This window comes from Streptomyces sp. NPDC050806, from assembly GCF_055586425.1.
This window is the reverse complement of the sequence record NZ_JBVJIF010000001.1, coordinates 1-17,402: the sequence shown is the minus strand read 5'-3', so window position 1 is coordinate 17,402 and position 17,402 is coordinate 1. Positions and strand designations below refer to the sequence as shown.

Genomic DNA, 17,402 nt, shown 5'->3' with positions numbered 1-17,402 from the left:
ATCATCCTTTCCCGGCCGGTTCGCGGCCGGCGATCGACTGCTCCACCCACTGCCGCAGGGCGGGGGCAGGTGCGGCACCCGACTGCCGGGCGATGGTCTGTCCTTTGTCGAGGACCAGGAGCGTGGGTACCGCCTGGACCTCGAACTGCCGCGCCAGGCGCGGGTTCTTGTCAATGTCGATCTTGACCAGCTTGATCTTTCCTGCGAGATCGGCGGCGACCTTCTCCAGCGCGGGACTCACCATGCGGCAAGGGCCGCACCAGGTGGCCCACAGGTCGACGACGACGGGCACGGTGGCCTGCTCGACGACCTCGGTGAAGTCGTCGTCGCCCGCGTCGGCCATCCATGGAAGAGGCTGCTTGCAGTTGCCGCACCTGGGGCGCCCCTCGGCGGCCACGGGCACCCGGTTGGTCCGCCCGCAATGCGGACAGGCGACGTTGGTGGCTTGCACGGCGCTCATGCCGTTGTCGCCTCCCTCGCATCCTCGGGCTGGTCGTAGGTGACCACCAGCTCTCCGCGCTCGGCGTCGACGCGGACCACCGAGCCGTCCTGGACGTCGCCACCCAGCAGGGCGCGCCCGACGAGTGTCTCGACCTCGTGGGAGATGTAACGCCGCAGCGGCCGGGCTCCGTACACCGGGTCGTAGCCCTGGTGGGCTATCAACTCACGTGCTGTATCGGTGAGTTCGACGGAGATGCGTCGTTCGGCGAGGCGGCGGCGCAGTTCGTCGAACTGCAGCTCCACGATCCGCTCGATCTGCCGCTCACCGAGCGGCTTGAACAGCACGATGTCGTCGACGCGGTTGAGGAACTCCGGGCGGAAGTGTCCGCGCAGCTCGCCCATCACCAGGGCGCGTGCGTCGGGCTTGATCTCGCCCTCGGCGGTGGCGCCGTCGAGGAGGTGCTCGGAGCCGATGTTGGACGTCATGATGATCACGGTGTTGCGGAAGTCGACGGTGCGGCCCTGAGCATCGGTGATGCGGCCGTCGTCGAGGATCTGCAGCAGGGTGTTGAAGACATCGGTGTGCGCCTTCTCGATCTCGTCGAACAGCACGACCGAGTACGGCTTGCGGCGTACGGCCTCGGTGAGCTGGCCGCCTTCCTCGTAGCCGACGTATCCGGGCGGTGCGCCCATGAGCCGGCTGACGGTGTGCCGCTCCTGGTACTCGCTCATGTCGAGGCGGACCATGTTCTCCTCGGAGTCGAACAGGTTCCGGGCGAGGGTCTTGGCCAGCTCGGTCTTCCCGACGCCGGTGGGGCCGAGGAAGATGAACGAGCCGATGGGGCGGCGAGGGTCGCGGATGCCGGAGCGGGCGCGGATGATGGCGTCGGCGACGAGCTTGACGGCCTCGTCCTGGCCGATGACGCGCTCGCGCAGGATCTCGTCGAGGCGCAGCAGTTTCTCGCGTTCGCCCTCCTGGAGGCGGGCGACGGGGATGCCGGTCCAAGCGGCGACGATCTCGGCGATCTCCTCCTCGGTGACGACCTCGCGCAGCAGCCGGTTCTGCCCTTGTTTGGCGACCAGTTGCTCCTCCTCCGCTGCGAGTCGGCGCTCCAGGTCCTGGAGGCGGCCGTAGCGGAGTTCGGCGGCGCGGTTGAGGTCGTAGGCGCGTTCGGCCTCCTCCGCCTCGTGGCGGACCTGCTCCAGTTCCTGGCGCAGTTCCTGCACGCGGCGGATCGCCTGTCGCTCGGCCTCCCACTGGGCGTGTTTGGCGTCGGCCTCGCCGCGCAGGTCGGCCAGCTCCTTGCGCAGCTCCTCCAGGCGGGCGTTGCTGGCGGGGTCGGTCTCCTTGGACAGGGCCGCTTCCTCGATCTCCAGGCGGGTCACCCGGCGGGTGATCTCGTCGAGTTCGGCGGGCATGGAGTCGATCTCGGTACGCAGTCGGGCACAGGCCTCGTCGACGAGGTCGATGGCCTTGTCGGGCAGGAACCGGTCGGTGATGTAGCGGTGGGAGAGCGTCGCCGCCGCGACCAGCGAGGTGTCCTGGATCCGCACACCGTGGAAGACCTCCAGGCGTTCACGCAGTCCGCGCAGGATGGAGATGGTGTCCTCCACGCTCGGCTCGTCGACCAGGACCTGCTGGAAGCGGCGTTCGAGGGCGGCGTCCTTCTCGATGTGCTGCCGGTACTCGTCCAGGGTGGTCGCGCCGATCATGTGCAACTCGCCGCGCGCCAGCATGGGCTTGAGCATGTTGCCCGCGTCCATGGCGCCCTCGGCGGCACCCGCGCCGACGACCGTGTGCAACTCGTCGACGAAGAGCAGGATGCGACCCTCGGCGGCCTTGACCTCGGACAGTACGGCCTTGAGGCGTTCTTCGAACTCGCCGCGGTACTTGGCGCCGGCGACCAGCGAGCCCATGTCGAGGGCGAATACGATCTTGTCGCGGAGTCCTTCGGGCACATCGCCGCGGACGATGCGCTGGGCGAGGCCCTCGACGATGGCGGTCTTGCCGACGCCGGGGTCGCCGATGAGGACGGGGTTGTTCTTGGACTTGCGGCTCAGGATCTGGGTGACGCGGCGGATCTCGGCGTCCCGGCCGATGACCGGGTCGAGCCGCCCGGCTTTGGCCTCGGCGACGAGATCGCGGCCGTACTTCTCCAGAGCCTCGTAGGCCACTTCGGGGTTGGCGGAGGTGACGCGCTGGTTGCCGCGGACCTGGGTGAGCGCGCCGAGGAAGGACTCCCGGGTCACGCCGTGCTCCTTCAGCAGGCGCCCGGCGGCGGTCGCCGAGCCTTCGTCGGCCAGCGCCAGCAGCAGGTGTTCCACGGACACGTACTCGTCCTTGAGGCGTTTGGCCTCCCGCTCGGCCGAGTCCAGCAGCCGGGCCAGGCGCTGGGTGACGAAGACCTGGCCCGGCGCCGCACTCGGGCCGGTCACCTTGGGCCGGCGGGAGAGGTCCTCGCGTACGGCCGCGCGCAACTCCTCGGGCTCGGTGCCCGCCTGCTGCAGCAGCCGCGGGATCAGGCCCTCCTCCTGGTCGAGGAGAGCGAGCAGCAGATGTTCGCCGTCGACCTCGGTGTGTCCCAGGCGGCCGGCGGCGCTCTGGGCCTCCTGGAGGGCTTCCTGGGACTTCTGGGTCAGGTTGTTCATGTCCATGGTGGTAGATCACTCCTCATGCCTGCACGCCGCAGCGCGGCTTCGAGCAAGCTGATGCGATCGAGCAGGTCGAGCACGAGACCGATGGATGCGTAGTTCAGGCACAGCCCGGTGCGCAACCGCTGGACACGGGCCAGGGATGCCGGGGCCGTGGAGGCGAACACCAGCCGCCCGGAGGCGTCATGTCCGGCGTCCACCAGTCCGAGAGCGACGAACCGACGGATCAGGTCGGGATGGAGACCTGAGCGGTGGGCCACGGTCTCCAGGGAGAGCCTGGAGACGGGCACGATCGCGTACTGCACGCCCATCTCGGTCATACGTGCGTGGGACGGGTGGGCCTCGGCCGGTCGGTCGGTCATCAGGTCCTCCTCGGATCGAACTCGGAGACAGCGGCAAGTTCCTCCAGCAGCTCGCGCTCCCGGTCGCTCAGCCGGGGCGGCACCATGATCCTCAGCTCCGCGTACAGGTCTCCGTTCGCGCCGTGCGGGGCCGGCATGCCCTCACCGCGCAGCCGCAGGCGCCGCCCGCTGGAGGACCCGGCGGGCACGGTCACCTTCGCCGTGGCACCGCTCGGCGTGGGCACCGGCACGGTCGCACCCAGCGCCGCCTCCCACGGGGTCACCGGAAGCTTCACGTGGACGTCCCGGCCCTTGAGGCGGAACTCACGGTGCGGCCGGATCCGCACTCTCAGGAACAGGTCCCCGGCGGGAGCGTCGTCTCCGCTCCCCCGCCCGCCCTCCCCGGCCAGCCGGATGCGCTGCCCATCGATGGTGCCGGGCGGCACATCGACCTCGTAACGCCGTTGCCCGGCCGGCCCGGCGAGGGTGACCGTACGGCGGCCGCCCCGATAGGCCTCTTCGACGGTGAGCGGCAGTTCGGCCTCCTGGTCGGCGCCGGGCACGCGCACCCGCCCGGCGCCGCCGAACAGCGAGCCGAACAGATCCTCGACGTCGACCTCCTCGCCTTCGAAGCCTGCCGTGGAGTACCGCACCCGGGGGCCGCCGCCGGTGCTCCACCGGAAGCCGCTGCCGGCTCCGGCTCCGGCTCCGGCGGCGACACGCTCCTCCCAGTCGTCCGGGATCTTCCGGAAGTCCTTGCCGAAGCGGTCGTATTTGGCTCGCTGCTCCGGATCGGACAGGACGCTGAAGGCCTCGTTGATCGCCTTGAACCGCTCCTCCGCTTGGGGGTCCTTGTTGACATCGGGGTGGTACCTGCGGGCCAGGGTGCGGTAGGCCCGCTGGATCTCGTCCCGGTCGGCGGTGCGCGGAACACCGAGCACCTCGTAGAAATCGCGTGCCATGGAGGGTCACTCCCGCTTGGCGACGGTCACGGCGGCAGGCCGCAGCTGCCGCTCGGCCTCCCCGTAACCGGGTCGCAGCACCTGGACCACGGTGTTCGGGTCGGCGTCGGGATCCTGGACCACACCGACCACCTCGTGCCGGGCCGGGTCGAACGACACACCGGTCTCTGCGTGGCGCGGGTAGCCCAGCCGCTCCAGGGCGTTCACGGCCTGGTCACGCACGGCCCGGACACCTTCGACGATCGCATCGGGGTCGGCGGCCGCGTGGCTCAGGGCAAGTTCCAGGTTGTCGATGACGGGCAGGAAGGCCGCGGCCGTACGGGCGCGTTCGGCCGCAGCCTCCCGCTCCAGCTCCCTGGCGTGGCGTTTGCGCAGGTTGTCGAGGTCGGCCAGGGCGCGGCGCCAGCGGTCCTCGGCCTCTCGCAGCGCGGCCTCGTATTCGTCGTCAGCTGCGGCGGTGCCGGTGGTGGCGTCGGGTCCCGGCTCGGCCTCCTCGGCTGGCGATCCAGGCTGCGTAAGTTCCTCGCGCGGCGGCTGTACGGCGCCTTCCGGCGGCGGGTCGGGCTCTCGGCCCCGGGGTGGGGTGGGCATGGCGGGCACCTCAGCCCTTGTCGAACTCGGCGTCGATCACATCGTCGTCGCCCTCGGTGCCGCCCGGCGCGGCCCCGCCGGGCTCGGTTCCATCCGGTGAGCCGGTGGCCGCTGGACCGCCCGCGGCCGCTCCCGCCTCGTGGGCCGCGAGCCCCGCGAAGATCTGCTGGAGTTCGGACGTCAACGGCTGGACCTTGTCCACCCCGGCCTCGTTCTTGACCGCGTCCCGGGCCTCGGCCACCAGCATCTCGGCGCGGGCCTTCTCGTGTGCGGGCGCGGCGTCGCCGAGCTCGCCGAGTCGCTTTTCGACCTGGTAGGCGATGGCGTCCAGTTCGTTGCGGGCGTCGACCGCCTCGCGCAGGGCTTGGTCCTCACCCCGGTTGCGTTCGGCCTCCTGGACCATCCGCTCGACCTCGCTACGGTCGAGGTTGGAGCTCTCGCTGATGGTGATGCCCTGTTCCTTACCGGTGTCCTTGTCCCGTGCGGTGACGTTGAGGATGCCGTTGGCGTCGATGTCGAAGGTGACCTCGATCTGCGGCCCACCACGTGGCGCGGGGCGGATGTCGGTGAGCTGGAAGCGACCCAGGACCCGGTTGTCCGCGGCCCTCTCACGCTCGCCCTGCAGGACGACGACGTCGACGGCGGGCTGATTGTCCTCGGCGGTGGAGAAGGTCTCGGTGCGTCGCACCGGGATGGTGGTGTTCCGCTCGATGATCTTCGTCATCACGCCGCCTCGTGTCTCCACGCCCAGCGACAACGGAGTGACATCGAGCAGCAGGACATCCTTGACCTCGCCCGTCAGGACCCCCGCCTGGATCGCGGCGCCCATCGCCACAACCTCGTCGGGGTTGACGCTCATGTTGGGTTCCTTGCCGCCGGTGAGCCTCCGCACCAGGGCCTGGACGGCGGGGATGCGGGTGGAGCCGCCGACGAGGATGACCTCGTCGATGTCGTTGTCGCTGACCTTGGCGTCGTCCATGGCCTGCCGCACCGGGTCGAGGCAGCGTTCCACCAGGTCACCGGTGATCTGCTCGAACGTGGACCGCATGATCGTCGTGGTCAGATGCTTGGGCCCGGAGGCGTCGGCCGTGATGAACGGCAGGCTGACCTGCGTCTGGGTCACCGAGCTGAGCTCGGTCTTGGCCTTCTCAGCGGCTTCGAACAGGCGCTGCAGGGCCTGTGGGTCCTGGCGCAGATCGATGCCGTTCTCCTTCTGGAAGCCGTCGGCGAGGTGATCGACCAGTCGGCGGTCGAAGTCGTCGCCTCCCAGATGGCTGTCGCCCGCCGTGGACCGCACCTCCACCACGCCGTCTCCGACGTCGAGGATGCTGACGTCGAAGGTGCCGCCGCCCAGGTCGAAGACGAGCACCGTTTCGTGCTCCTTCTTGTCCATGCCGTAGGCGAGCGCGGCCGCGGTCGGCTCGTTGATGATCCGCAGCACTTCCAGGCCCGCGATCCGTCCGGCGTCCTTGGTAGCGGTGCGCTGGGCGTCGTTGAAATAGGCGGGCACCGTGATGACCGCCTCCGTGACCCGCTCTCCCAGCTGCTTGGAGGCGTCGTCGGCGAGCTTGCGCAGCACCTGCGCGCTGATTTCCTCAGGCGCATGGAGCTTGTCGCGCACCTTGAAGCGGGCGGCGCCACCGTCTCCCTCGACCACGTCATACGCGACGGCCTTGGCCTCTTCGGAGATCTCGTCGAAGTGCCGGCCTATGAACCGCTTGGCCGAGTAGATGGTGCCCTTGGGGTTGAGGATGGCCTGCCGGCGGGCCAGCTGTCCCACCAGGCGCTCGCCGGTGTCGGTGAAGGCCACCACGGACGGTGTCGTACGGTTTCCCTCGCTGTTGGGCACGACCGTCGGTTCGCCGCCCTCCCAGACGGCGATCACCGAGTTCGTCGTGCCCAGGTCGATGCCTACTGCCTTGGCCATGAGGAACTCCTTTCACGACGAGCGGCCCCCGCTCGCCCTCGGAGTGGCGCCCGGTTGTCCGCACACGCTCAGGTGATGGCGCCGACGAGTGCTCCAAAAATCAGCCCGTATGAAGCGAGGAGCAGTCCCGACATGACCGATGCCGGCCAGTTCAGCGATCCGAAGATCCACCGATCCGGGCGCCGCTCGCCGCGCCGTGCAGCGCGGCCCCGACATCACCCGTACGCTCGGTCACCTGTTCGACTAGGCGTACGTCCTGCCCGGCAACGACCACCCTCTCGACGGGAAACGCCTGATCGGAAAGGTGATCGACGGCGTTTTCCGCTTCCCGGTAGGTCATGTACGCGGCAATGGCCCTGCGGACTCCTCGCTCATCAGCCAGTCCTTCCTGCTACGGCCACCGATGCGCCCGGCGACCCCTGTCAAGCCCAGGCTGGCAGTGAACCGTACGCTCCACCTGCGCCCGGCAGGTCAGAAATCGACACAGTTGGTCGCCCTGCGAGAACAAGGCTCAAATTCGGACACATCAGATGACCTCGCCTAGGCTGGACACACAGGGCTCGCCCAGGCGTGGATCTCCCGGCTCGCTCGATCGCCTCCGATTACCGGAGGAGGACGGAGTGATCTATGGCCTCCCATCCGTCACGGAGGCTGCCCGCTGACGGCTCCGACCAGAAAGTGACCCGCCACCCGAGCAACACTTCGGGCACCGGACGGCACACCCCCCGTCCGCTCGCGGCGCTGGACCCGCACGGGCTGCTGGCGCTGTCCCACACCCTGTTCACCTGCGCGGAGCAAAGTGAGATCGTGCGGCTGGCCATGCGGCACGTCAGTGCCCTTGGCCCTTACCAGGCCGAGGCCGGATACCTCGCGACGGGCGACCATTTCTCTCGCGTTCCTGGCCACGGCAGGGGGGCGCCGACAGTCGACGCCACGCGAATGAAGGGGCTGGGCAAGGCTGACGGCCCAGTACCCCTTCCAGAGCGGTCCTGGAACTGGGCGTTCGGCCTGCGCGGGGCCAGCGGTCTGCTCGGCTACATCGTGGTCTCCTCCCACTCCGAGCCCGATGAGCAGGGGCACTTCCTGCTCTCGACCCTCATGGAGTTCACATCGGCGGCCATGTCACTGGCGGCCGCGCGCCCCGAACAGCGCGACAACGCCGTCGAACTGAGCCAACTCCGCACCGAACGGTCCACAGCACTGCGGAAGTTGGACACACTGCGCTTCAAGCTGCACCTGCAGAACACCGTGCACGAGGCCTTCGCCCGTGTCACTGCCCGGGGTGGCGGCGAGGACGCCATCACCCGAGCGCTGTACGAGCTCACCGGGCTGTCGGCGCTCATCGAGGACCGGTTCGGCAACCTGAGGTCCTGGGCAGGCCCCGACCAGCCCGACCCCTATCCGGTGCGGCCCTCGACCCACCAGGAAGAGATGCTGCGGCAGGTCTCGCGCGAGGCGGGCCCTGTCCGGGTCAAGGACCGGCTGATCGCCCTGGTCCGGCCGCGCGGCGAACTCCTCGGCGTACTCGCCCTCGAGGACCCCAAGACGACGGCCGACGAGCACACCATGTTCGCCTTGGAACACGCTCAGCAGTCACTCGCCCATGAGCTCATGCATGTACGCGAACTCGCCGAGGTCGAACTGCGGCTGCGGCGCCAGCTGATCGACGACCTGTTGGAAGGCACTGACGGGACGAGCGCCTACGCCCGAGCCGATGCCATCGGCCACGACCTGCGACGTACCCACTACGTGGTCGTGGTGCACTGGCAGGGCAACGCCGCGGACGACTCCTTCACCCGTGCCGTCGAGCAAGCGACGGCCACCACGGTGGCCCGTCCGCTGATCACCCGTCGCGGCGGCCGGGTGGTCCTGCTGACCCAAGCAAGGCCCGACCATACCGTGCACGCGGCGCTGGCCCATGAGCTGGGGACGCCCGACGGAGCGATCGGCGTGAGCACCCGCTGCGACTCCCCTGACAGCATCCCCCGCTGCTATGAGGAGGCGCTACGGGCCTTGGAGGTGCGGCAGAACTCCCGCCGAGGCAGCGGGACGACGTTCTTCGACGAACTTGGGCTGTACCGGATCCTGGGGCCCGGAAACGACCTTGGGGAGCTCGAGGATTTCGTACGCGAGTGGCTCGGCCGGCTGATCGACTACGACGCAAGGCACGATACGGAGTTGGTGGAAACGCTCTCGCGCTACTTCGACTGCGGAGGCAACTACGACGATGCGGCCGCCGCGCTGACAGTCCACCGCAGCACCCTGCGCTACCGGCTGCAGCGCATTCGTGAGATCAGCGGCCGCGATCTGGCGGATGTGGAAATCCGGCTCAACCTACAAGTGGCAACCCGAATCTGGAAGATCATCCTGGGCGGGCGGCGCTGACCGCGGTGGCCCCGAGGCCCGGCGCAGCGGGTCAGCCCGGCACTCGAACATGTCGCCTGTGACCTCACCGGACACATCAAAACCAGGCGAAATCGATGCAGGCCAGACCCCCAGCCGACCCGGCGATTCGAGGCACCGGTGGTGCCCATCTGCACGCGCTGCGCGCACGGAACCATCGACCACGTCACCAGCCCCCGTTCCCGGCGCCTGGGACGTCCTGCAGTGCCCGCGCTGCCTCTACATGTGGCGGACCACTGAACCGGACCGCCGCACCCAGCACGACGCCTACCCCAACAGCTTCAAGATGACCGTGAGGACATCGCCAACGCCCCGGCCGTCCCCACCATCCCTCCGCTGCGCGCACAACCCTGCCCCCTGTCTCGCACCACGGTGTCCGGCGCGCTTCGAACGCGCCGGACACCGTCCTCGCCGATGCCCGGCATGATGCTTATGCCCTCACTCGACACCGTTGTCGCCCCTGGGCGGCACAGACGGCACCGAGGCTGGTGTACGCCACGGGCGGCCCAGGAGCTCTTCGGCGCCTTGGACATCACCGGCCGCCAGGCATCTGCGCACCAAGGTGGACGAGCAGGCGCGGCCTTCGTGGACGACGAGGGGTACGGCATCCACCGTGAAGCCGAGCGCTTTCCCCACACGGGAAAGCAGCGCCGTGTCGCCACCACCTCCCTGGCCGAAGCGGAAATTCTCGCCGACCACCACAGCGCGTGCCTTGAGCGTGCCGCCGAGGACCCGGTGGGTGAAGTGCTCGGCCGTCATGGCCGCCAGCGCCGGGGTGAAGGGGAGCACGAGTACGGCATCGAGGCCGACGCTGTGCGCACGGCGAATGCGTTCTTGCAACGGCACGAGCTGTTTGGGTGCCCGCTCCGGGCACGTCACCGCCAAGGGATGCGGATCGAAAGTCAGCAACACGGACGGCAGTGTGTACTGTGCCGCCCGCTCGCGTACCCGGTGGGCCAGTGCCGCGTGACCGCGGTGGAACCCGTCGAAGACGCCCATGGTCACCGCGCAACCGGACCAGTCGGACGGTACGTCGTCCAGGCCCGTCCATGTCAGGCCGGCTGGTCCGGTGGCCGATGTGCAAGTTCGGTAGTGCGAGGGGGCCGGTGCGGTCATGTCCATCACTCCCCTCAGCCCGGCTCGAGAACGAAGTCGTACTTCTGCGCCAGCCCACCGCGTCCGTCCGCCACGGGGTGGAGGACCAGCTCGGGTTTGGTCGCCTGTGCGACGTCGTCGTCCACCCACTGCCCGCCTTCGAAGTACAGCTGCGTGGTGAGCTGCCGGTGTCCTTCGGCCCGCACCATCAGGTGGAGATGCGCGGGACGCCAAGGATGCCAGCCTGCCGCGTCGATCATTTGTCCTGTGGGCCCGTCGACCGGGATCTGGTACGGCGCCGGCTGGACCGTGCGGATGGCAAACCGGCCCTCGTCGTCGGTGACGACCAGACCACGCAGATTTCCCTCGGGAAGGTGCGGTGCGAAGCCGGAGTAATAGCCGTCGGCGTCCGCGTGCCAGATGTCGACCTCGGCTCCGGGCAGTGGGGTGCCGTCCACGTCACGGACTTGGCCGGCGAAGGTGAGTGGAGTGCCCCTCTCGTCTGCACGGCGGGGCAGTTCGCAGTGCGCGGGCAGCCGCCGGCTGCCCGGCAGGTAGTACGGCCCTTCGATGGTGCCCTTCGTGCCCTGCTGGGTGCGGGAGGCCACTTCCTCCACGGCGTGCTCGACGAACACGTCCAGGAACAAGGGCCATTCTCCGGCCTCGCCAACTTCCATGAGCCAGCCCTTGGCAGCCTGGAACTCGGGATAGGTGATCTCATGCTCGGAGATGACCTGGTGCAACGCACCCAGCAGTGCGCGCAAGACCCTGTCGGTCCGTTCGGTGGAGGTGTCCGCCGTGCCGCGTCGCTGCCTGCTGCCCCGGAACGCGGCGCTGGCCGAGGCACCGGAGCCGGCGGCAGTGGGAGCGGGGGATGTCGAGGGTTCGGTGATGCTCATCGTGCGGCTCCTTCAGCGGGCCGGGGCGGCGCGTGGCCGCCCCGGCCCAGAGGGTCGGTCAGCGGCGGTGGATGCTGACGTCGTCAGGGTTGATCAGGTCCGGGGCGGTCCAGCCGTTGAGGTCGTACTCGGCCATGCACTGCTCGGCGAAGCCCTTCATGGCATCGGCCGTGCCGTTGGCCTGGGCAGTGAAGAGCATCTCGGCGCGGACCTGCTCGTGGTTGCCGGAGTAATTGCGCTCGTACAGCTCGTGCCGACCGCCGAACTCACTGCCGATGGAGTCCCAGATCAGCTTCATCAGCTTCACCCGCTCCACCGAGTCGTAACCGTTGGAGCCACGCACGTACTTGTCCAGGTACGGGCGGATCTCCGGCTGAGCGAAGTCCTTGGCGTTGGAGTTGAGGTAGATAAGCCCACTGCCCAGGTCCTGCATGATGATTTCCTTGATCCGCGGATAGCCCACGGTCATGAACCAGCGGTACGCCAGGCCGTAGTCCAGCTTCGGCAAGAGGGCGTCGTCCTTCCAGGAATCGGGGTTGTTCGCCATCGCGTCGGTCAGACCCCAGAAGAGGTTGCGCCAGGCGATCACCTCGCCGACGCGGGTCTGGATGCCGCGGAACTCCTTGGTGCCGGTGACCTCCACGCCCTTCATCAGCAGCCCGGCGATGAAGTCGAGCTTGACGGCCAGGCGGGTGCAGCCGTGGAAGGTGAAGCGGTGCAGGAAGCCGGATCCGGGGAAGAAGGTGCTGGCCTTCTCGGCGTCGCCGTAGATGAAGACGTTCTCCCACGGGATCTTCACCTTGTCGAGGATGAAGATGGTGTCGTTCTCGTCGAACCGGCTGGAGAGCGGGTAGTCGAAGGGGCTGCCCATGACGTCGGCGTTCATCGCGTAGGAGTGCCGGCTGATCAGCTTCATGCCCGGCGCGCCCATCGGCACGGTGCAGACGAGGGCGAACTCCTTCTTCTTGATGGGGAGCCCGTAGTGCGCGATGAAGTTGTAGTGGGTGATGGCCGAGCCGGTCGCGACGACCTTGGCACCGCTGATGATCAGGCCGTCGTCGCGCTCCTCGTCGACGTGGACGAAGATGTCCTTGACCTCGTCGGGGTTGCGGTCGCGGTCCACCGGCGGGTTGATGATCGCGTGGTTCCAGTACAGGACCTTCTCCTGCGACTCGGTGTACCAGCGCTTTGCGTTGTCGGTGAAGGGCGCATAGAAGTCGCTGTTGGCGCCGAGGGTGCCGAGGAAGGACGCCTTGTAGTCAGGGCTGCGGCCCATCCAGCCGTACGTCATCTTCGCCCACTCCGCGATGGCGTCCCGGTCGGCGATCAGGTCCTCCCGGCTGCGGGGTGTGCGGAAGAACGGGTGGGTGAAGCCGTTGCTGCCGGTGTCGGTCGGCACGGTGAGCTTGGGCTGCTTCTCCGCGTCGTGCAGCGCATCGTAAAGACGGGCGGTCATCCGCACCGAGTTGCGGAAGGCGGGGTGCTCGGTGACGTCCTTGACCTTCTCGCCGTAAACCCAGATCTCACGCCCGTCGCGGATCGATTCGATGTATTCGTCGCCCGTCAGCGGGCGGGTCGTGCGGACGTCCTCGGTGGCCGGGGACGCCGGGGAGCGGGTGTCTTCGAGAGTCATGTCGTTCCTCGGTGAGTTCGGGGGGCGAAACGTGGTGTGCGAGGTGGCGTACGTGCGCGTTACGCGTGCATCGCGGTGAAGGCCGGTGCGCCGGTGAACCATCCGCTCTCCGGGCTGTCCAGGCAGGCGCCCCAGTGGGCGCTCGTCTCCGGTCGGCCCAAATGGCGGAAGGTGCCGGCGTGGAACAGCAGCGGTTCCAGGTCGGTGATCTCGGCTGCGGTCACCTCACCGATGACGATGAGGTGGTCACCGCCGTCGTAGGTGCGCCAGGGGCGGCACGAGATCGTTGCTGCCGCTCCCGTGAGCACAGGGCCAAGGGGGCCTTCCGACCACTCCGGTTCCGGCTCGACGGGCCGCCCGGCGAAGTGCCAGGCGGTATCGACCTGGTCGGCTGCCAGAATGTTGACCGCGAACGGGGCCTCCTTCAGGTACTGGCACGCCTTGGACTGGCGGGTAAGAGTCACCTGGCACAGGGCCGGCTCCAGAGAGACGGCAGTGAATGCGTTGACGGTGGCGCCGTGACGTCCGCCGTCGGAGGTTGCACAGGTCACGACTGTGACCCCGGTGGCGAAGCGGCCGAAGGCGTTCCTGAGGTCGCGCTGATTCATGTGGTCCGCCCGGGCGAGCCGGAACCAGTGAGTACCAGGTGCTCGCCTCTGCTGATGGCGACGACCGTCTCGGGTGCCCGCACAGTGCGGCTCGTCCTCGGGAGTCTCATTGCCCCGCTCCTGCCTGTCGGAGATGTGGCACGCGGGCCGGTGCCGTGCCCGCCACAGCACCGGCCCGCGTCGTAGTGACAGCAGACTGGACAGATCCGCGGTCGCGGTCTCGGGTGAGACCACCCCCTCACCCACCCCCTCGGCACGTCCAGGTAGCTATGAATTCGAGCGTATATTCGAATTCGGTTGTGGTAGATATGAGACGGGAGTGCTGGCCTCTGAATCTGGAGGCTGACCGGGGAAAACGTCGTCTCTCGTGGTGTGCGGTTATTGGCACAGCGTGTCCTGCCGCATACCGTCGAGGGCAGCGGTGGAACGGCCCGAGCGAGGACATCAAGGACGATGCACGACGACAGTGGACGCGATTGCCTGGTCGGCGCCGGCGGCCTCACCAGCTTCGTGGGGCGGCGACAGGAGATCGCCGACATACGCAGGAACCTGTCGGCCTCCCGGCTCGTCACGCTCACCGGTCCCGGTGGCATCGGCAAGACGCGACTCGCCCTGGTGGTCGCAAACCGGATCCATAAGGCGTTCCGCGACGGTACGCATGTGGTCCAGCTCGCCAGCCTCGATGACGAACGCGAGGTACCCTCCGCGTTCACCTCGGCGCTCGCCGTGTTGGACCAGTCGAATCGGTCCGCGTCCCAACAGCTGATCGACCATCTGCAGGCTCAGCAGGTGCTCCTGGTTGTTGACAACTGCGAGCACGTCCTGCCGGCCACCGCCGGCCTGCTGGCGCAACTCCTCGAAACAACCCCTGGTCTACGTGTCCTGGCGACCAGCCGCGAGCCGCTCGGCATCGCCGGCGAATTGGTCACGGTGATTCCGCCGCTGTCGGTGCCCACGGCGGACCAGCTCCACGACACCGCGAGCGTCGATCACTGCGAAGCCGTGCAGTTGCTGGTCGACCGGGCGCGCAGCGTCACCCCCGACTTCGCCGTCACCGACGCCAACCGCGCCGCCGTCCAGCAGATGTGCGAACGGCTCGACGGAATGCCGCTCGCCATCGAACTCGCCGCCATCCGGCTGCGCACCCTGTCCGTCGGCCAGGTCGTCGAGCGCCTCGACCACCGCTTCGAACTTCTCACCGGAGGAAGCCGGGTGGCACGCCCCCGGCAGCAGACCCTGCGTGCGCTGATCGACTGGAGCCACGAGCTGTGCTCGGACGACGAGCGCCTGCTGTGGGCACGGCTGTCGGTCTTCCCCGGCGGATGTGACCTCAAGGCGGTCGAGGAGGTCTGCGGGTTCGGCGACCTTGCTCCCGAGCGCGTTGTCGACGTGCTCGACCGGCTGGTCGCCAAGTCGATCGTGAGAGCCGAGCATTCGGGCGAGCAGGTCCGTTACCGGCAGCTGATGACCGTGCGCGAGTACGGCGCCGAGCGGCTCGATCAACTCGGGGAGCTGCCGGCGCTCCGCCGTCGTATGCGCGATCACTACCTGTGCCAGGCACGTTCCATGGTGGAGCGCTGGTGCGGCCCCGGTCAGCACGAGATGCTTGCCACCATGCGCCGCGACCACACCAACCTGCTCGCGGTGCTGGAATGGTCCGTCAACACACCCGGCGAGCGTCCCACGGGCGGCGAACTCGCCTCTTTCCTGCGCTACCACTGGATCGCCGGCGGCTCGCTCAGCGAGGGCAGGCGATGGCTGGACCGCATTCTCGACGTGCTGGACGGCGACACCGTAGAACGGGGGTCGGTGCTGTGGGTGGCAGCATGGGCCACGCTCCTGCAGGGTGACCGGGAGGCCGCCGGCGATCGCCTGACGGAACTGGAACGCCTGACTGAGGTGGTGCAGAACCCGGAGCTCGCTGCGCACGCGGCGCACTGGCGAGCGCTGTACCACCTCTTCACCGGCGACCTGCGGCAGGCGATCGAGCTGTACCACCGCGCCGTGCGAGGACATCGCGAGGCCGGCAGTACCGGTTCGGCGCTCACCGCCCAATTCCAGCTCGCCATGGCACAGAACTTCCACTATCCGCCCGGCCGGGCGTTGCACACGTGCCAGGAAGTTCTCGACGTGAGCGCCCGGCACGGCGAACGCTGGAACCATGCGTACGCGCTATGGATCAGCGGCCTGCAGCACTGGCGTGCCGGTGACATGTCCGCCGCCAAGCGTGTGGCGACAGCGGCACTGGAGATCCAACGGGACTTCACGGACGGCGTCTGTACCGCCCTGGTCCTGGAGCTGATGTCGTGGATCGCCATGTCCAACCGGCACCCGGACCACGCGGTCACGCTGGGGGCCGCCGCCGCGGCGGTGTGGGACCGGCTCGGCACCACCATCGACGCGTTCGGCCCGCACATCAGCACGGACTCCCGGCGCGTCGCCGAGGAGGTGCGTACGGCCCTCGGTACTGCACGGGTGGAACAGGTCACCCGACGCCTGGCCCATCTGACCAAGGCCGAGGCTATCGAGCTCGCGCTGGAGACCGCCGCTGCCGCCAAGTCCAGCACCGCGGCGCACGTCCCCCGCGATTCCCCCCTCACCAGCAGAGAGTTGGAGGTGGCACGCCTCATCTCAACGGGTATGAGCAACCGCGTGATCGCCGAGACACTCGTGATCTCACCACGCACGGTGGACGGCCACGTCGAGCGCATCCTTAACAAGCTCGGTTTCGCTTCCCGCACCCAGATCGCCTCCTGGACCGCATCCCTCGACGGGCCCGGCGACGACAGCCGCTCGTGTGGAAGTTCAACGCCACCTACCTGAAGACCCGGCGGCCCTCGCCCCCTGACATCAGTGGAGCACTTCCCACCCGTCCACGCCCTGTCCGGTCCAATCGGATTGCGGCGGCCGCGCACGTTGCAGAGCAGAACCCCCCTTGGCTAAGGGCCACTCCCCCACCTGCTTGGGGAGTCGCTGGGGAGAACGGCCCCCGCTGGGGAGTCCATGGGGAGTTCCGGCCGCATAGAAGCGCACGAACCTGAAAGCCTCCGCAAGAAGCATCGCCGCAGGTCAGCGGGCTGCTAGCGGCCGGAACCGCAGGTCAGCGACGTCCGCTGGGGAAGTACATGACGTAAGTACCCAGGTCGTCCCCTTCGACGATCCCTGGCAGTGATCCACCCTCCCGCAGAGGTGTCACATATCGAGTCGCAATGACTTCTGTAAGCATTTGCCCAGGCTATCCGCCTGTTGACCGCCGGAATCACGCCGGACCCGGCACGTTCGAGGCGGGCCCGCCGCAGGGCGGCAGCGCGGATGGCGTCGGCCTCGCGGCGGCGCTGGGCGCGAGCATCCGCAGGGAGCGGACGACCGTGCGGCCGGCCGACTTGTTGGCGGCCTCGATGACGCGGGTCTGCTCCAACCGCGTCTTCGTCGCCCAGACCGCCGACTCCGGGCACCGTGAGTCGGCCGGAGTTCGCGTCGAAGGCGACGGCGGCGACGTGCCCGACCAGCTCCGGGGTCATGGCCGCCTGCCGCTCCCGCAGCGCCGCACCGGCGGCCCGGAACTCCCACGCCCGCTAGATGACCAACGCGCCGATCGCGACCCCGAGGCCCGTCGTCCCTGCGTGGACCCAGTAGGCAGCAGCGGGGCGAGCCCGACCCATCACCATTCAGCCTTACATAGCGTCACATGGCCGAGGATATGGCACAGCTACTCACCTTGTTCCTTAACTTCTGACCCGGTCGAATCGTCACTTTTTGGAGTGATCGCGGGGTGTGAGGTGGCCTTCCTCGCGATTCTTCACCCAGCTACTGCGTACGGGAGTTCAGCAGAAGGGTCGTGGGCTGAGTG

At 68.4% G+C, this 17,402-nt stretch carries 15 protein-coding genes and 1 pseudogene; 3 read left to right on the top strand and 13 right to left on the bottom strand.

The window, feature by feature from the left end:
• Window position 1: 1 nt before the first annotated feature.
• The 7 genes from trxA to ACZ6WH_RS00050 form a co-directional block, all read right to left on the bottom strand.
• A complete protein-coding gene (gene trxA, locus ACZ6WH_RS00080) occupies window positions 2-460 on the bottom strand; it encodes a thioredoxin (RefSeq protein ID WP_469724780.1) in 459 nt (152 codons plus the stop codon).
• Window positions 457-3,096 carry an ATP-dependent chaperone ClpB gene (gene clpB / locus ACZ6WH_RS00075; protein WP_469724778.1) on the bottom strand — a complete coding sequence of 880 codons (2,640 nt, stop codon included), beginning with the start codon at window positions 3,094-3,096 and terminating at the stop codon, window positions 457-459. Before clpB ends, trxA begins: the two co-directional genes overlap by 4 nt.
• A complete protein-coding gene (locus tag ACZ6WH_RS00070) occupies window positions 3,087-3,455 on the bottom strand; it encodes a chaperone modulator CbpM (RefSeq protein WP_469724777.1) in 369 nt (122 codons plus the stop codon). Before ACZ6WH_RS00070 ends, clpB begins: the two co-directional genes overlap by 10 nt.
• Window positions 3,455-4,396 carry a DnaJ C-terminal domain-containing protein gene (locus tag ACZ6WH_RS00065; protein ID WP_469724775.1) on the bottom strand — a complete coding sequence of 314 codons (942 nt, stop codon included), beginning with the start codon at window positions 4,394-4,396 and terminating at the stop codon, window positions 3,455-3,457. The genes ACZ6WH_RS00070 and ACZ6WH_RS00065 overlap by 1 nt, the downstream gene beginning before the upstream one ends.
• A 6-nt stretch (window positions 4,397-4,402) precedes the next feature.
• The gene (locus ACZ6WH_RS00060) at window positions 4,403-4,987 is read right to left on the bottom strand and encodes a nucleotide exchange factor GrpE (protein WP_469724774.1); all 585 of its coding nucleotides are present in this window, start codon (window positions 4,985-4,987) and stop codon (window positions 4,403-4,405) included.
• Window positions 4,988-4,997: 10 nt separating this feature from the next.
• Window positions 4,998-6,914 carry a molecular chaperone DnaK gene (gene dnaK, locus ACZ6WH_RS00055; RefSeq protein ID WP_469724772.1) on the bottom strand — a complete coding sequence of 639 codons (1,917 nt, stop codon included), beginning with the start codon at window positions 6,912-6,914 and terminating at the stop codon, window positions 4,998-5,000.
• A 151-nt stretch (window positions 6,915-7,065) separates the two neighbouring features.
• A complete protein-coding gene (locus ACZ6WH_RS00050) occupies window positions 7,066-7,254 on the bottom strand; it encodes a general stress protein (protein ID WP_469724770.1) in 189 nt (62 codons plus the stop codon).
• Window positions 7,255-7,541: 287 nt separating this feature from the next.
• Between ACZ6WH_RS00050 and ACZ6WH_RS00045 the strand changes: the two genes are divergently transcribed.
• Together ACZ6WH_RS00045 and ACZ6WH_RS00040 are read left to right on the top strand one after the other, a co-directional pair.
• Window positions 7,542-9,299 (top strand): PucR family transcriptional regulator, encoded by a 1,758-nt coding sequence (locus tag ACZ6WH_RS00045; protein ID WP_469724769.1) that lies wholly within the window; start codon window positions 7,542-7,544, stop codon window positions 9,297-9,299.
• Window positions 9,229-9,744 (top strand): non-oxidative hydroxyarylic acid decarboxylases subunit D, encoded by a 516-nt coding sequence (locus ACZ6WH_RS00040; protein ID WP_469724767.1) that lies wholly within the window; start codon window positions 9,229-9,231, stop codon window positions 9,742-9,744. The genes ACZ6WH_RS00045 and ACZ6WH_RS00040 overlap by 71 nt, the downstream gene beginning before the upstream one ends.
• Window positions 9,745-9,755: 11 nt before the next feature.
• On the opposite strand, the gene ACZ6WH_RS00035 is transcribed toward ACZ6WH_RS00040, so the two are convergent.
• From ACZ6WH_RS00035 to ACZ6WH_RS00020, 4 genes are read right to left on the bottom strand one after another with little or no spacing between them, the layout of a single operon-like run.
• Entirely contained in the window at window positions 9,756-10,433 is a 678-nt protein-coding gene (locus ACZ6WH_RS00035) for a hypothetical protein (protein WP_469724766.1), read from the bottom strand.
• Between the two features lie 14 nt (window positions 10,434-10,447).
• On the bottom strand, window positions 10,448-11,311 hold the full coding sequence (gene catA, locus ACZ6WH_RS00030) for a catechol 1,2-dioxygenase (protein WP_469724765.1): 864 nt from the start codon (window positions 11,309-11,311) through the stop codon (window positions 10,448-10,450).
• A 58-nt stretch (window positions 11,312-11,369) separates the two neighbouring features.
• Window positions 11,370-12,944 (bottom strand): 4-hydroxyphenylacetate 3-hydroxylase N-terminal domain-containing protein, encoded by a 1,575-nt coding sequence (locus tag ACZ6WH_RS00025; protein WP_469724764.1) that lies wholly within the window; start codon window positions 12,942-12,944, stop codon window positions 11,370-11,372.
• 59 nt (window positions 12,945-13,003) lie between these two features.
• On the bottom strand, window positions 13,004-13,552 hold the full coding sequence (locus ACZ6WH_RS00020) for a flavin reductase family protein (protein WP_469724763.1): 549 nt from the start codon (window positions 13,550-13,552) through the stop codon (window positions 13,004-13,006).
• 453 nt (window positions 13,553-14,005) lie between these two features.
• Here ACZ6WH_RS00020 and ACZ6WH_RS00015 point away from each other — a divergent pair, with 453 nt between their 5' ends.
• The gene (locus ACZ6WH_RS00015; RefSeq protein WP_469724762.1) at window positions 14,006-16,375 is read left to right on the top strand and encodes an ATP-binding protein; all 2,370 of its coding nucleotides are present in this window, start codon (window positions 14,006-14,008) and stop codon (window positions 16,373-16,375) included.
• A gap of 295 nt (window positions 16,376-16,670) precedes the next feature.
• Here ACZ6WH_RS00015 and ACZ6WH_RS00010 read toward each other — a convergent pair.
• Both ACZ6WH_RS00010 and ACZ6WH_RS00005 read right to left on the bottom strand, forming a co-directional pair.
• Window positions 16,671-16,778 (bottom strand): annotated as a pseudogene (locus tag ACZ6WH_RS00010) (HipA family kinase); the annotation flags it as partial.
• Between the two features lie 33 nt (window positions 16,779-16,811).
• A complete protein-coding gene (locus ACZ6WH_RS00005) occupies window positions 16,812-16,970 on the bottom strand; it encodes a hypothetical protein (protein ID WP_469724760.1) in 159 nt (52 codons plus the stop codon).
• Between the last annotated feature and the right edge of the window lie 432 nt (window positions 16,971-17,402).

Excerpts from the sequence above, each read along its gene's own strand:
- trxA (WP_469724780.1), bottom strand. The coding sequence starts at position 460 with ATGAGCGCCGTGCAAGCCACCAACGTCGCCTGTCCGCATTGCGGGCGG.
- clpB (WP_469724778.1), bottom strand. The coding sequence starts at position 3,096 with ATGGACATGAACAACCTGACCCAGAAGTCCCAGGAAGCCCTCCAGGAG.
- ACZ6WH_RS00070 (WP_469724777.1), bottom strand. The coding sequence starts at position 3,455 with ATGACCGACCGACCGGCCGAGGCCCACCCGTCCCACGCACGTATGACC.
- ACZ6WH_RS00065 (WP_469724775.1), bottom strand. The coding sequence starts at position 4,396 with ATGGCACGCGATTTCTACGAGGTGCTCGGTGTTCCGCGCACCGCCGAC.
- ACZ6WH_RS00060 (WP_469724774.1), bottom strand. The coding sequence starts at position 4,987 with ATGCCCACCCCACCCCGGGGCCGAGAGCCCGACCCGCCGCCGGAAGGC.
- dnaK (WP_469724772.1), bottom strand. The coding sequence starts at position 6,914 with ATGGCCAAGGCAGTAGGCATCGACCTGGGCACGACGAACTCGGTGATC.
- ACZ6WH_RS00050 (WP_469724770.1), bottom strand. The coding sequence starts at position 7,254 with ATGACCTACCGGGAAGCGGAAAACGCCGTCGATCACCTTTCCGATCAG.
- ACZ6WH_RS00045 (WP_469724769.1), top strand. The coding sequence starts at position 7,542 with ATGGCCTCCCATCCGTCACGGAGGCTGCCCGCTGACGGCTCCGACCAG.
- ACZ6WH_RS00040 (WP_469724767.1), top strand. The coding sequence starts at position 9,229 with ATGTGGAAATCCGGCTCAACCTACAAGTGGCAACCCGAATCTGGAAGA.
- ACZ6WH_RS00035 (WP_469724766.1), bottom strand. The coding sequence starts at position 10,433 with ATGACCGCACCGGCCCCCTCGCACTACCGAACTTGCACATCGGCCACC.
- catA (WP_469724765.1), bottom strand. The coding sequence starts at position 11,311 with ATGAGCATCACCGAACCCTCGACATCCCCCGCTCCCACTGCCGCCGGC.
- ACZ6WH_RS00025 (WP_469724764.1), bottom strand. The coding sequence starts at position 12,944 with ATGACTCTCGAAGACACCCGCTCCCCGGCGTCCCCGGCCACCGAGGAC.
- ACZ6WH_RS00020 (WP_469724763.1), bottom strand. The coding sequence starts at position 13,552 with ATGAATCAGCGCGACCTCAGGAACGCCTTCGGCCGCTTCGCCACCGGG.
- ACZ6WH_RS00015 (WP_469724762.1), top strand. The coding sequence starts at position 14,006 with ATGCACGACGACAGTGGACGCGATTGCCTGGTCGGCGCCGGCGGCCTC.